Annotated in this window: 17 protein-coding genes; 8 read left to right on the plus strand and 9 right to left on the minus strand. The window is 63.4% G+C overall.

What is annotated here, in order from left to right:
• The first annotated feature begins 61 nt into the window (after positions 1–61).
• The 4 genes from DSM104635_RS13675 to DSM104635_RS13690 all read left to right on the plus strand — a co-directional run bounded on the left by DSM104635_RS13675 (position 62) and on the right by DSM104635_RS13690 (position 3,139).
• Positions 62–772, plus strand: coding sequence for an aquaporin (locus DSM104635_RS13675; protein WP_158766737.1), 711 nt, complete (start codon positions 62–64; stop codon positions 770–772).
• Complete coding sequence (locus tag DSM104635_RS13680) at positions 727–1,458, plus strand: DUF2459 domain-containing protein (protein WP_158766738.1); 732 nt, start codon at positions 727–729, stop codon at positions 1,456–1,458. Before DSM104635_RS13675 ends, DSM104635_RS13680 begins: the two co-directional genes overlap by 46 nt.
• Before the next feature lie 131 nt (positions 1,459–1,589).
• Positions 1,590–2,432: a thymidylate synthase gene (locus DSM104635_RS13685; protein WP_158766739.1), complete on the plus strand. Its 843-nt coding sequence runs from the start codon at positions 1,590–1,592 to the stop codon at positions 2,430–2,432.
• 38 nt (positions 2,433–2,470) lie between these two features.
• Complete coding sequence (locus DSM104635_RS13690) at positions 2,471–3,139, plus strand: spermidine synthase (protein WP_158766740.1); 669 nt, start codon at positions 2,471–2,473, stop codon at positions 3,137–3,139.
• Positions 3,140–3,433: 294 nt separating this feature from the next.
• On the opposite strand, the gene DSM104635_RS13695 is transcribed toward DSM104635_RS13690, so the two are convergent.
• Complete coding sequence (locus DSM104635_RS13695; protein WP_158766741.1) at positions 3,434–4,009, minus strand: hypothetical protein; 576 nt, start codon at positions 4,007–4,009, stop codon at positions 3,434–3,436.
• A gap of 80 nt (positions 4,010–4,089) precedes the next feature.
• Complete coding sequence (locus tag DSM104635_RS13700) at positions 4,090–4,449, minus strand: hypothetical protein (RefSeq protein WP_158766742.1); 360 nt, start codon at positions 4,447–4,449, stop codon at positions 4,090–4,092.
• A 113-nt stretch (positions 4,450–4,562) separates the two neighbouring features.
• Between DSM104635_RS13700 and DSM104635_RS13705 the strand changes: the two genes are divergently transcribed.
• A complete protein-coding gene (locus DSM104635_RS13705; protein WP_158766743.1) occupies positions 4,563–5,084 on the plus strand; it encodes a dihydrofolate reductase in 522 nt (173 codons plus the stop codon).
• A 102-nt stretch (positions 5,085–5,186) separates the two neighbouring features.
• Here the strand turns inward: DSM104635_RS13705 and DSM104635_RS13710 are convergent, their stop codons facing one another.
• Complete coding sequence (locus DSM104635_RS13710; protein ID WP_158766744.1) at positions 5,187–5,540, minus strand: RusA family crossover junction endodeoxyribonuclease; 354 nt, start codon at positions 5,538–5,540, stop codon at positions 5,187–5,189.
• A gap of 78 nt (positions 5,541–5,618) precedes the next feature.
• On the opposite strand from DSM104635_RS13710, the gene fumC reads away from it, so the two are divergent.
• The 3 genes from fumC (at position 5,619) to DSM104635_RS13725 (ending at position 7,523) form a co-directional block, all read left to right on the plus strand.
• Positions 5,619–7,004: a class II fumarate hydratase gene (gene fumC / locus DSM104635_RS13715; RefSeq protein ID WP_158766745.1), complete on the plus strand. Its 1,386-nt coding sequence runs from the start codon at positions 5,619–5,621 to the stop codon at positions 7,002–7,004.
• A 122-nt stretch (positions 7,005–7,126) separates the two neighbouring features.
• On the plus strand, positions 7,127–7,306 hold the full coding sequence (locus tag DSM104635_RS13720) for a DUF4169 family protein (protein WP_158766746.1): 180 nt from the start codon (positions 7,127–7,129) through the stop codon (positions 7,304–7,306).
• On the plus strand, positions 7,296–7,523 hold the full coding sequence (locus DSM104635_RS13725) for a ribbon-helix-helix domain-containing protein (protein WP_158768102.1): 228 nt from the start codon (positions 7,296–7,298) through the stop codon (positions 7,521–7,523). Before DSM104635_RS13720 ends, DSM104635_RS13725 begins: the two co-directional genes overlap by 11 nt.
• A 3-nt stretch (positions 7,524–7,526) precedes the next feature.
• Here DSM104635_RS13725 and DSM104635_RS13730 read toward each other — a convergent pair whose 3' ends face one another.
• The 6 genes from DSM104635_RS13730 to DSM104635_RS13755 all read right to left on the minus strand — a co-directional run bounded on the left by DSM104635_RS13730 (position 7,527) and on the right by DSM104635_RS13755 (position 11,089).
• The gene (locus DSM104635_RS13730; protein WP_158766747.1) at positions 7,527–8,558 is read right to left on the minus strand and encodes a toll/interleukin-1 receptor domain-containing protein; all 1,032 of its coding nucleotides are present in this window, start codon (positions 8,556–8,558) and stop codon (positions 7,527–7,529) included.
• Between the two features lie 62 nt (positions 8,559–8,620).
• Positions 8,621–9,559, minus strand: a complete 939-nt coding sequence (locus DSM104635_RS13735; RefSeq protein ID WP_228445695.1) for a DUF805 domain-containing protein — start codon at positions 9,557–9,559, stop codon at positions 8,621–8,623.
• A gap of 54 nt (positions 9,560–9,613) precedes the next feature.
• Positions 9,614–10,084: an SRPBCC domain-containing protein gene (locus tag DSM104635_RS13740; protein ID WP_158766748.1), complete on the minus strand. Its 471-nt coding sequence runs from the start codon at positions 10,082–10,084 to the stop codon at positions 9,614–9,616.
• Positions 10,081–10,386 (minus strand): ArsR/SmtB family transcription factor, encoded by a 306-nt coding sequence (locus DSM104635_RS13745; RefSeq protein WP_158766749.1) that lies wholly within the window; start codon positions 10,384–10,386, stop codon positions 10,081–10,083. The genes DSM104635_RS13740 and DSM104635_RS13745 overlap by 4 nt, the downstream gene beginning before the upstream one ends.
• 20 nt (positions 10,387–10,406) lie before the next feature.
• Positions 10,407–10,580: a hypothetical protein gene (locus DSM104635_RS13750; protein WP_158766750.1), complete on the minus strand. Its 174-nt coding sequence runs from the start codon at positions 10,578–10,580 to the stop codon at positions 10,407–10,409.
• Positions 10,581–10,633: 53 nt separating this feature from the next.
• Positions 10,634–11,089, minus strand: coding sequence for a hypothetical protein (locus DSM104635_RS13755; RefSeq protein WP_158766751.1), 456 nt, complete (start codon positions 11,087–11,089; stop codon positions 10,634–10,636).
• Positions 11,090–11,114: the final 25 nt, after the last annotated feature.

Here is an 11,114-nt window from a genome sequence, read left to right on the forward strand (position 1 = left end):
GCGCCCTGCTTGACGGCCGCGACTCGCTTTAAGCCGTGCCGCAGCCTGGGGAGAGGCGGTCATGGTCAAGAATCTCGTCGCGGAATTCATTGGCACGTTCACGCTCGTCCTGTTCGGCTGCGGCGCGGCTGTGCTGGGCGGATTTGGCATCGTCGGTCAGCTCGGCATCGCCTTCGCCTTCGGGCTGGCGATCGTGGCGATGGCGTACGGCATCGGCCCGGTGTCGGGCTGCCACGTAAACCCGGCCGTGAGCTTCGGCGTCTGGACTGCGGGACGGATGAGCACGGGCGACATGCTGGGCTATTGGCTGGCGCAATGTCTGGGCGCGATCGTTGGCGCCGGCGTGCTGCTGGTGATCGCCTCGGGCTCGCCGGACTACACGCTGGCGGAGCACGGCCTTGGGCAGAACGGCTACGGCGTGCGCACGCCGGCGGGCCAAGGCTCGCCAGGCGACTACAGCATGCTCTCGGGGGCTGTGTTTGAAGTGATCGCCACCTTCCTCTTCCTGGTCGTCATTCTGGGTGTGACTAAGAGCGCCGAGAGCAAATTCGCTGGACTCGCCATCGGCCTCACGCTCACCGTGATCCATATCGTCGGCATCCAAGTAACGGGCGTTTCGGTGAACCCCGCCCGCTCGCTTGGACCTGCTGTGTGGGTGTTAGGTGACGCGCTGATCCAGCTCTGGCTGTTCATTGCGATGCCAATGATTGGGGCGGGGCTCGCGGGATGTCTGTTCCGGGTGAAGCTGTTGAGCAGCGACGACGGCAACTAAGTCAACGGCCCGTCGCGGCGACGGTCTCGCTGATCGCCGTTGTTATCTTCGCGTACCTGTTCGCGCCGATCCCGGCGCCAAACGTGGCCGCGCCGACGCCGGGCGATTGCGTCGAGCTGCATCTCTATTCCAACGGCTATCACAGCGACATCGCTGCGCCCGCCTCGATGTTTCCGGAGAACCATCCGCTGCGGCGGCTCTATCCGCGGGCCGATAGCTTCCTGATCGGCTGGGGTGACGAGGCGTTCTACTATTCCGACGGCTCTGATCTCGGCATGGGTGTCGATGCGCTGATCCCGCCAAGCGCGAGCGTGATGCATGTCGCCTACAACGCACCGGAGGCGAGCGCTTATCTCGGGCCGAACGACGATCTGGCGATCGGGATTTCCGGCGAAGGTGCTGCGCGGTTCGTGGCGTACGTGGATCGCGCGCTCGTGTTGGACGGCGCCGGCGATCCGATCCATGTGGGCGACGGCAAGGTGGTGGGCCAATCGGCGTTTCTGCGCACGCGCGGATCGTTCCACCTACTCAATGTCTGCAATCAGTGGATGGGCCGGGCGCTGCGGGCTGCGGGTGTGGACGTGAACGCGCGCGCGGCTTGGTTGGCGGGCCCGCTGATCCGCCAGGCGCGGATCGTGGGGCGGACTTCGTGCGAGGCGATACCGCATTCGACAGGCTCAGGCTGACGCCGGAGGGGTGTCGCCGGAGGACGGGTGTCGCAGGCCCATCAATCGCGTCACCCTGAGCCTGTCGAAGGGCGTCGCGACGCACCGCAAGCGTAGGAAGCCGCGCCGAGTCGGCCCATATTGGCTCTGAAATGAGCGCCCAACCCGCACCCCTGCCCGCTGGCCCGCCGAGCCAGGCCGACATCGCCTATCTCGGCCTGCTCCAGGATATCCTCGACAACGGCGTCGATCGCGGCGACCGCACCGGCACGGGCACGCGCGGCGTGTTTGGGCGGCAGTTGCGCTTCGATCTGAGCGCCGGCTTTCCGCTGCTGACGACGAAGAAGGTGCACCTGAAGTCGATCATCCTGGAACTGCTCTGGTTTTTGCGCGGCGACAGCAACGTGCGCTGGCTGCAGGAGCATGGCGTCACGATCTGGGACGAGTGGGCCAACGAGGACGGCGAGCTTGGCCCGGTCTACGGCAAGCAATGGCGCTCGTGGGAGAGCAAAGACGGGCGCGTGATCGATCAGATCGCCAACGTGGTGCAATCGATTCGGACCAACCCGAACTCGCGGCGGCATATCGTGTCGGCGTGGAATCCCGCGGAAGTGGATCAGATGGCGCTGCCGCCGTGCCACTGCCTGTTCCAGTTCTTCGTCGCAGATCGGAAGCTGAGCTGCCAGCTCTATCAGCGCAGCGCGGACGTGTTTCTGGGCGTGCCGTTTAACATCGCGTCGTATGCACTGCTGACGCAGATGATGGCGCAGGTGACGGGGCTGGAGCCGGGTGATTTCGTGCACACGTTTGGTGATGCGCACTTGTACCACAACCACTTCGACCAAGCGCGGCTGCAGCTCACGCGCGCGCCGTACGCGCCGCCGCGCATGGAGATCAATCCTGCGCGCAAAGACATCTTCGCGTTCGAGTACGGGGATTTCGCGCTGAAAGATTACGTGGCGCACCCGACGATCAAGGCGCCGATCGCGGTTTAAGTCTGCTTTCTGGCGCCGGGTATGATAACTCCGTCGCCATGAAACCCCGCGAGCTCATCGCCACAGCGCAGATCCCCTACGGCGACGAGCTTCGCCTCTTTCGCCGCGACAGCGACTTCATGATCACGCTGGGCGGCAATGAGCTGATGTCGAGCCGGTTGAGCGGCTCGGAAGAAGCGCTCGCCACTATGACGTGCGAGCGGCTGCAAACCGATAGACCGCACCTCCTCATCGGCGGCTACGGCATGGGCTTCACGCTCCGCGCCGCGCAGGCAACGCTCGGCCCGCAAGCGCGCTTCACCGTTGTTGAACTCGTGCCGGAGATCATCGAATGGGCGCGCGGGCCGATGGCGGCGCTCACCGCTGGCTGCCTCGACGATCCGCGCGTCGAGCTTCTGGAGCGTGATGTCGCCAGGATCATCCGCGTCGCTAGCCGCAGCTACGACGCGATCCTGCTCGACGTCGACAATGGCCCGGACGCGCTCACGCGCGCTGACAACGACGAACTCTATTCCACGCACGGTTTGGTCGCGGCGCGACAGGCCCTCAAGCCTAGTGGCGTGCTGGCGATCTGGTCAGCCGCGCCGGATGAGCGCTTCACGCGGCGCTTGAAGCACGCTGGCTTTCAAGTCGAGGAAGTCATGGTGCGCGCGGGCCGCAACGGCAAAGGCGCGCGCCACGTGATCTGGTTCGCGCGCGCCGCCTAAGCTCCCCCACGCACCGCTACGCGATTTGTGTGGGTTTTCGCGCGGGCTGGTCGTAAGGCTGAGGCGCAATTGGCGCAGCGACGCCAAGGAGAGACGAACATGCGCTATGTGATAGCACTTACGTTCTTGCTCGCAGCTGCTTGTAGCCCTCAACCCGTCGCGGGAGGCGGGTCTGAAAATCCGGACCAGGCCGGAGAAACTGCCGCTCCGGCGTCTAATGCTGCGCCTCCGGCGTCTGAGAGCGACGGCGAGGCAGCTCCTAGTTCGCCGTAAACGCTCCGCACGCGCGTAAACTCAAAGCTCCGCAACGTCCGGCGCGACCATTTTGGCGCGGCCGATTTCGGTGCCGGCTTTCTGCGCCTCAACGCGCGTCGCCTTGATCACCGTGCCGACCATTTGCGGCTCGATCTCGAGCTTCAGCACGATCACATCGCCAGCGGCGACATTCAGGTCTTGCGTGTTGGCGCCAGGTTTTTTCTTGTCGGGCGTGCCGAGATAGAGCTCGATCTTGTGGACACCTGGCGTCAACGCGACGCGCGTGAAGCGCGGGCTTTTGATCTGCGCGGCTTGGCGGCCATCGATGTCGAGGTTCACGCCGACGGCTTTGCCGATGAACTGAGTGCGATAAACATAGAGCGCGGCTTTGCCTGCATCGGGCGCGAACGTGAGTGCTGCGGTGCGCTGCTGGGGCGTCGCGTCGGTGACTTTGCGGTTGAGCTGGAGATTGCGCCACACGATGACCACGCAAACCGCGACGATCACCAGCGTAATGAGGTTCACGATGCTGTCGCCAAACAGCGAGCGCATCGCGCCGAACACAACCAAGCCGACAATGACGGCGACGCCGACGAGAAGAAGATAACGAACCATGCGTCGCTCTTAGGGCGGAGAGCGGCGCACTTCTATCGTTCAATCGGGAGAGCCGCGCGAATATTCGCGCCCAAGGGTGATTAGCGCTTCACCATGCTCGCCAGGACTTGCGCCATCTTCGGCGTGTGCGTGGGTTTCAGCTTGAAGGAGAACTCGGCGCTCGATGGGGGAACGAAGGTGACGACGAGATCACCATCGTCGGCTGTGGCAAACTCCCAATAGTCGGTGTCGATCGGGTACTTGACGTTCGGGTTCTTCTTGAGCGCCTTTTCGCTTTGCGCGACGAGAGTCAGCAAGACTGTCAAGAGCTTGCGCGCTTCGGTCGCCGGCATCGTGACGGCTGTGGGACCAGACTGTGTTTCGAGGTCAAGCACAATCGACTTGTTGTCTTCGGTGAGCTTGGCGTCCTTCACGGTCTTTGCTGCAATAGTACTCGGCATGAATAGTCCTTCCTGCGACGTCTGCTAATGGGCGGCTCCCGCCAAGTCCAGCACGTGCTGCCGATAGACGATCGCTCCTTCCCCAAAGCGGATAGGACGGTTTAGTGAGGGGTGTGACAGCACCCAAACCCACCCCAAAGCTCACCCTTGTCGTCGCCGTCGCCAAGAACGGCGTGATCGGCCGCGATGGCGATCTGCCGTGGCGGCTCTCGTCCGACATGAAGCGCTTCAAAGCGGCGACCATGGGCAAGCCGGTGCTGATGGGCCGCAAGACCTGGGAGAGCTTGCCGAAGAAGCCGCTTGCCGGACGTCAGAACCTGGTGCTGACGCGCGACGCGACTTTCGTGGCGCAGGATGCGTGGGTCTACACCGATCTCGACGCGATGGTCGCCGCCGGGCGCGCGATGGCGCTGGAGGCTGGTGTGGACGAGGTGTGTGTCATTGGCGGCGCGCAACTTTACAATGCGCTGCTCTCACGCGCGGATCGGATTGTATTAACGGAAGTCGATCTCGCGCCGGAGGGCGACGCTCACCTGAAATTTGATCTCAGCACGTGGCGCGAAGTGAGCCGCGAAGAAGTGCCGCGCGGTGAAAAGGACGACGCGGCTTTCACGGTGCGTGTTTTGGAGCGCTGATATGGAGCGCCGGCGTCCTCGCCGGCATGAGACCGATCGAACAAGCGCAGGCGCTTGAACGTTCCAGCGGCGCTGTGCCGGCGAGGACGCCGGCGCTCCATATCATCCGCGCTTCACAGCCTTGATTGTGATGCGCTCGCGCTCACCCGCAATGCGCTCGCAGTGGAGCTTGGCGATCTGGCTGTCATCGAAGAAGACGTGGCCCTTGAGCGCGTCGAGCAGCGCCTTGGCCAGGTTGTCCAAATCCAGCCGCGGCACTTCGCCGATATATTCCATGATCAGTTCGACCTCGAACTCGCCGTGGCGTGGCCGGATCTGGAAGTCTTTGCGGAAAAATTCGTAGACCAGGGGCTTATAATAGCGCGCCTGGGTGGTGATGCCGTCGATGGCGATTTCGGCGCCGCCGGCGATCTCACGGGCGCGGACTTTGCCGCGGCCGGTCCACTCCCCCGCCATTTCTCGCACCTTCCGGCTTGATCGCCACAATCGGCGCCCATATCCCCTGCGGGAGCAGATTCCTCAAGCGAGCATCCCATGGCAACCCGCACCGAGACCGACAGCTTTGGCCCGATCCAGGTCGAGGCGGACAAATACTGGGGCGCTCAGGCGCAGCGCTCGCTGCAGAACTTCAAAATTGGCGAAGAGAAGATGCCGGCGCCGATCGTCCGTGCGCTGGGGGTCGTCAAGCGTGCCGCGGCCGAAGCCAATATGGAGCTGGGCGTGCTGAAGCCCGAAATCGGCGACACCGTGGTGAAGGCGGCGCAAGAGGTGATCGAAGGCAAGCTCAACGCGCACTTCCCGCTGGCGGTGTGGCAGACGGGGTCCGGCACGCAGTCGAACATGAACGCCAACGAGGTGATCTCGAATCGCGCCATCGAAATGCTCGGCGGCGAGATGGGCTCGAAGAAGCCGGTACACCCGAACGATCACGTCAATATGAGCCAATCGTCGAACGATACGTTCCCAACGGCGATGCACATCATGGCGGCGGAGATGACGGCGCGGCATCTGATGCCGGCGCTGGCGCATCTGGAAACGGCGCTGAAAAAGAAGCAGGCGCAGTTCGAGCACATCATCAAGATCGGCCGCACCCACACGCAGGACGCGACGCCGCTGACATTGGGTCAGGAATTTTCCGGCTACGTGCAGCAAGTGTCGAACGCCAACCATCGGCTGAAGGAAAGCCTCTACGGGCTTTACGAATTGGCGCAGGGCGGAACGGCCGTGGGCACCGGGCTCAATGCTCCGGTGGGCTTTGCAGAGAAGGTGGCGCAACGAATCGCCGCGATCACGGAGCTTCCGTTTGTGACGGCGCCGAACAAGTTCGAGGCGCTGGCCGCGCATGACGCGATGGTGTTCGCGCACGGGGCGATCAATACGGCGGCCGCGGCCCTGTTCAAGATCGCCAACGACATCCGCTTCCTGGGCTCGGGGCCGCGCTCCGGCTTGGGTGAATTGATGCTGCCGGAAAACGAGCCGGGCTCGTCGATCATGCCGGGCAAGGTGAATCCGACGCAATGCGAAGCGCTGACCCAAGTGTGCGTGCAGGTGTTCGGCAATCAGTCCGCGATCACGTTCGCTGGCGCCAGCGGGCACTTTGAGCTCAACGTGTTCAATCCGGTGATGGCGTACAATTACTGGCAATCGGCGCGGCTGCTGGGCGATGCGGCGATCAGCTTTGCCGACAATTGCGTCGCCGGCATCGAGGCGCGCGAAGACAACATCAAGAAGAACTTGGAGATGTCGCTGATGCTGGTGACGGCGCTAGCGCCGAAATACGGCTACGACCGCGCTGCCAAGATCGCCAAGACCGCGCACAAGAACGGCACGTCGCTGCGCGAAGAAGCGGTGAAAGACGGGATTGCGGTGGAGGACTTCGACGCGATCGTGCGGCCAGAGAAGATGATTGGGCCGGGCTGACGCGAAGGATTCGAGCAAGGTTCCATCGGAACCTTTCGCCTATCTGCCAATCTAATGTTTTCGCGTCCTATTTCGACGCGCACAGCTTGGCGCGAATCCGGTAGCGGCCTACATCCCCAATCATGGGCGATATCTTGAACCTGCGTCGGGCGCGAAAAGCGAAAGCGCGACAAGATGCTGAAACCGAAGCCGCCGCTAAGCGATTACAACATGGACAAAGCAAAGCTGGGAAAAAGCTCAGCAAGGCCGAACAGGAGGCCGCCGCGCGCAAGCTCGACGGACATAAACGTGATGACAGCTAAGGGCGCTCTGCTCAAACGATCGATGCGGATCGCCGGTCACCGGACGTCATTGGCATTGGAACAAGAATTCTGGTCAGCGCTTGAGCGGATCGCGCGGGCGCGTTCGCAGACTTTACCTGTGCTGATCGCCTCGATTGATGACGGGCGCGCCAAGGATGCGCCCGACGCCTCGCTCGCCTCTGCGGTGCGCGTCTTCGTGCTGGAAAACCGGGTTTAGCCGTTACTGCGCGGCCCGGGCGTACAGAGCGATCGCATAATAGCAGGGCGCGATCGAGCAATTGAACATCTGTACCTGAACCGTGAAGTTCGCCGTGTAGGCCGGCGCCACGGCCACGACGGGCTGGCTGCTGGTCGCCGTGTCCTGCGCGACTTGCACGCCGTTATTGTCGAACACGACGAGATCCATATCGGCGCAGTCGCGATCGCAGACGCCTAGCACGCGATAGTCGTAACCGGCGTGAAGCTCGGCCGGAATGTTCCAGCTCTGGCCCTGGGCCAGATTGCCGCTGAATGGTTGGCCGACGAGTTGGAAGCCTTGCTGCGCCGCGACCTGCTGAGCTGCCTGCAATTGCTGCAGGATGATCGCTTGAGGATTGTCCGCTGTCGTTGGCGCGGGCTGCACCGGCGCTGAACCGGCGACGGGCTGAGCGCCGTTCGCGATTTGCGGGTTCTGTGTCGTCGGCATCATGGAGCCGATGATTCCGAGAACAACGATCGTGGCGACGACGGCGCCAGCGACCCAAACCCAAACCGGCACGCCGGATTTCTTTTCAGGCGCGGCAGTGGCCGCTGGTCGCGGCGGCGCGGCGGCCGCGCGCGCCGGCGTGCTCATGGCCGGTTGCGGCGCAGGCGCACGCGGCTCCGCTTTGGAAAAACCCTGAACGGCATCGACAAAGCGCCGCCAGCCGGGATGATCCGCTTCGCCGTTCCAGGTCGCGAGGTTTGCGGCTTGCACTTCGCCGAACCCGAACGGCGGCGTTGACGCGTCCATCATCACCGGGATGAGCACGCCCTTGTCACGGCCCATGCGCGCTTCCTCGCGCACCCATTGCGACTTGGTGGAGTGCTCGCTCCACAGCACGATCAGCGCTTTGCACTGCGTCAGCTTCTGTTCGATGTAGTCAGCCCAGGTGGTGCCAGGCGGAATTTCGTTGTCCCAGAACACGTCGAGGCCGGCCTGCTCGAGGCCGCGCGCGACCTGCTCGGCGCGGGCGCTGTCCTCACGTGCGTAAGACAAAAAAACGTCGGCCATGTCCCCTCCTGCGGCCCCTTCCTAGCAGGGCCGGTGAGGCGATCAAACCGTCGAACGCTGGGCTATTGCCCCTTCGGGTTGGGCCCGTATTGGTTCGGCCCCGGCCGGGAAGGGATGACCGTGATAACGAGGCTGACCAGAATGGTAGCTCCGAACAGTACGGCGCCCAGCGGCATCATCGCCGCCATCATCATCCCGGCGACCAAGTAGACTCCGAACACGGCGGCGACGAGCCAGCCGCTCAACCCCACATCGTGGAAACGGCGACTGGTGACGGCGATTGACGGCGACAACACGGCGAGCGTCGCGATCATGTTGAAGACCTGATTGTTCGGCTGACTGGTGTAGGTGTTGTAGCCGAACGCCATCACGTCGATGAACGACGCGACGAACGCGAGCGCGACGGTGAACAATATCCACCACCAATACTCGGCGCGACGTGCGCGACCTTTTCCGTTGAAGTAAAACCGGAAGCATTTCTGGACGTAGCCGATAGGCGAAAGCGTCTCCGCTTCGCCGGTCGGCGCCGCCGCATACACAGGCGTTGCAGGCGCGATCGGCGGCGGACGATACGGCGAAATTGGCGCAGCCGGTTGCGGCGCGGCGGCGCCATCGCGCGCGGCGGCGTGCACGGCGTTGGCGAAGCGCGTCCATTCCGGGTGATTTGGTTCACCGCGCCATGTCGCGAGGTTCGCCGCCTGCACTTCGCCGAAGCCGAACGGCATCTGCGACCCATCGATCAGCGCCGGGATAAGTTTCGACTTGTCGCGCCCCATGCGCGCTTCTTCACGCACCCATTGCGACTTGGTGGAGTGCTCGCTCCACAACACAACGACGGCTCTGCAGGACGTGAGCTTGCCTTCGATGTAATCCGCCCAAGTTTGCCCCGGCGGAATTTCGGTATCCCAAAACGCTTCAAGCCCAAGCGCTTGCAAGCCGCGCGCGACTTGTTCGGCGCGCGCGCGATCTTCGCGGGCGTAGGAAATGAAGACATCGGCCATGGCTGCCTCGCGCTCGATTCTGGCGCGAGGCTAGCCTTGTTGGGTGGCAGCGGACTAGCGCGTGTTGACGTAATTTGCGAAACGTTCGCCGAACACGCTTTGCCAGCCCATATTGTAGCCTTCGCGCATCTGCTGGCCCTTGTCGCCCATGCGCTCCCAGGCGCTGTGAGTAAGCGTGACGCGGCACGTTTCGGCGCCGGTTGGTTCAAACACGACTTCGACGTCACCGGATTGCGCGCGCGGCTGGCCGAGTTGCCATGTCATGGCGAAGCGACGGCCGGGTTCGTAGGCAAGCACTTCGCCCCACTCGAACGTGCGGCCATCTTCCGCGACTTCGTACACGCGCCCGCCGATGCGCGGCTCGACGACGTGATCGATCGCCTTGGTGTTGTTTTCCGGCGAAAGCGCATGTGTATCGAGCGGCCACCACTTCGCGGCTTCATGCACATAGATGCGAAACGCGTCATCAGCGGAGCGCTTCAGCTCGAGCGTTTTCACGAGGGGTGCGAGTTCGATGACGCTCATTTCTTCTCCCCTTCCGCGTAGTCCTTGAAGCGCGCGAGCGCGTCGTCCCAGAATGTGTCCAGCCAATCGCGCAGTTCGCGCAATCCTTCAGCGTGAATGCGGTAGATGCGCGCCGTGCCGCGCGGCTCATCGCGCACGAGGCCGGCGTCTTTGAGTGCGCGCAGATGTTGCGACACCGCCGGCCGGCTGACTGGCATGCCGTCCGCCAACTGGCCCACCGTCATCGGGCCAGCGCGAAGCCGTTCAAGCACCGCCAATCGCGTGGGATCGGAGAGTGCCGCCAAAGCCTTTTGGTAAGCCATAGCTAACGGTAAGGGCACACTTACCGAGAGTCAAGACCAGGCGTGGGCGTTTTGTCGGAGTGTTCGATCTGCGCGGTCTGCGTTCGGGGTGTGGTATTGAGCGCAGTCATGGCCATCACGGCCAGGACAACAACTAAGATGACTGCAAGCAAACCGGAGAATGCGCCGGCGCGAAATTCTTTGTCGTCTGACACGGCCGCGTCCTCTCTGCCTATGACAACAGAGGAGCGACCGCGGAAGTTCCGATTTATTCTGGCGGCAGTGCGCCGCAATAGACGAGGCTGGTCGGTCCCGACCACGGGCCATCGGCGACCATCATGGCGCGCGCGGATTCCGCGAATGAAATCTGCATGTTGTGCGTGGTGGTGTCGCCTTCCGCGTGGCAGGTCGCGGCGATCGCGTAACCAGTGTTGGTGAGCTGGACATTGCTGAAGTCGCACGAGACTTCGCCTTGCGTGCTGACCTGACGCTCGCGCCAACGCCACGCCGGATTTTCGCACCCAGCCTGCGTCGTCGCCCAAAGCCCGACATAACGCGGCGTCGTCTCGCTCGGCGGCGGCAATGCTTGCGGTAGCGCTTCGGCTTCACCGACCTGCTCGGCGGCTTCCGGATCAGGGTGGGTGACGCCGGGATCGGTACACGCGATCAGCGCGACCGAGATCGCCGCAGCGGCGCAGCGGGCGATGAGGTTCGAGAGTTTCATGCGCGGTGAACGGGCACGGTAGCCG

It is taken from the genome of Terricaulis silvestris (assembly GCF_009792355.1).
Lineage (GTDB): Bacteria > Pseudomonadota > Alphaproteobacteria > Caulobacterales > Aquidulcibacteraceae > Vitreimonas > Vitreimonas silvestris.

Bases quoted from the DNA above. Each gene is read 5' to 3' on its own strand.
- DSM104635_RS13675 (WP_158766737.1), top strand. From the start codon at position 62: ATGGTCAAGAATCTCGTCGCGGAATTCATTGGCACGTTCACGCTCGTC.
- DSM104635_RS13680 (WP_158766738.1), top strand. From the start codon at position 727: ATGTCTGTTCCGGGTGAAGCTGTTGAGCAGCGACGACGGCAACTAAGT.
- DSM104635_RS13685 (WP_158766739.1), top strand. From the start codon at position 1,590: ATGAGCGCCCAACCCGCACCCCTGCCCGCTGGCCCGCCGAGCCAGGCC.
- DSM104635_RS13690 (WP_158766740.1), top strand. From the start codon at position 2,471: ATGAAACCCCGCGAGCTCATCGCCACAGCGCAGATCCCCTACGGCGAC.
- DSM104635_RS13695 (WP_158766741.1), bottom strand. From the start codon at position 4,009: ATGGTTCGTTATCTTCTTCTCGTCGGCGTCGCCGTCATTGTCGGCTTG.
- DSM104635_RS13700 (WP_158766742.1), bottom strand. From the start codon at position 4,449: ATGCCGAGTACTATTGCAGCAAAGACCGTGAAGGACGCCAAGCTCACC.
- DSM104635_RS13710 (WP_158766744.1), bottom strand. From the start codon at position 5,540: ATGGCGGGGGAGTGGACCGGCCGCGGCAAAGTCCGCGCCCGTGAGATC.
- fumC (WP_158766745.1), top strand. From the start codon at position 5,619: ATGGCAACCCGCACCGAGACCGACAGCTTTGGCCCGATCCAGGTCGAG.
- DSM104635_RS13720 (WP_158766746.1), top strand. From the start codon at position 7,127: ATGGGCGATATCTTGAACCTGCGTCGGGCGCGAAAAGCGAAAGCGCGA.
- DSM104635_RS13725 (WP_158768102.1), top strand. From the start codon at position 7,296: ATGACAGCTAAGGGCGCTCTGCTCAAACGATCGATGCGGATCGCCGGT.
- DSM104635_RS13730 (WP_158766747.1), bottom strand. From the start codon at position 8,558: ATGGCCGACGTTTTTTTGTCTTACGCACGTGAGGACAGCGCCCGCGCC.
- DSM104635_RS13735 (WP_228445695.1), bottom strand. From the start codon at position 9,559: ATGGCCGATGTCTTCATTTCCTACGCCCGCGAAGATCGCGCGCGCGCC.
- DSM104635_RS13740 (WP_158766748.1), bottom strand. From the start codon at position 10,084: ATGAGCGTCATCGAACTCGCACCCCTCGTGAAAACGCTCGAGCTGAAG.
- DSM104635_RS13745 (WP_158766749.1), bottom strand. From the start codon at position 10,386: ATGGCTTACCAAAAGGCTTTGGCGGCACTCTCCGATCCCACGCGATTG.
- DSM104635_RS13755 (WP_158766751.1), bottom strand. From the start codon at position 11,089: ATGAAACTCTCGAACCTCATCGCCCGCTGCGCCGCTGCGGCGATCTCG.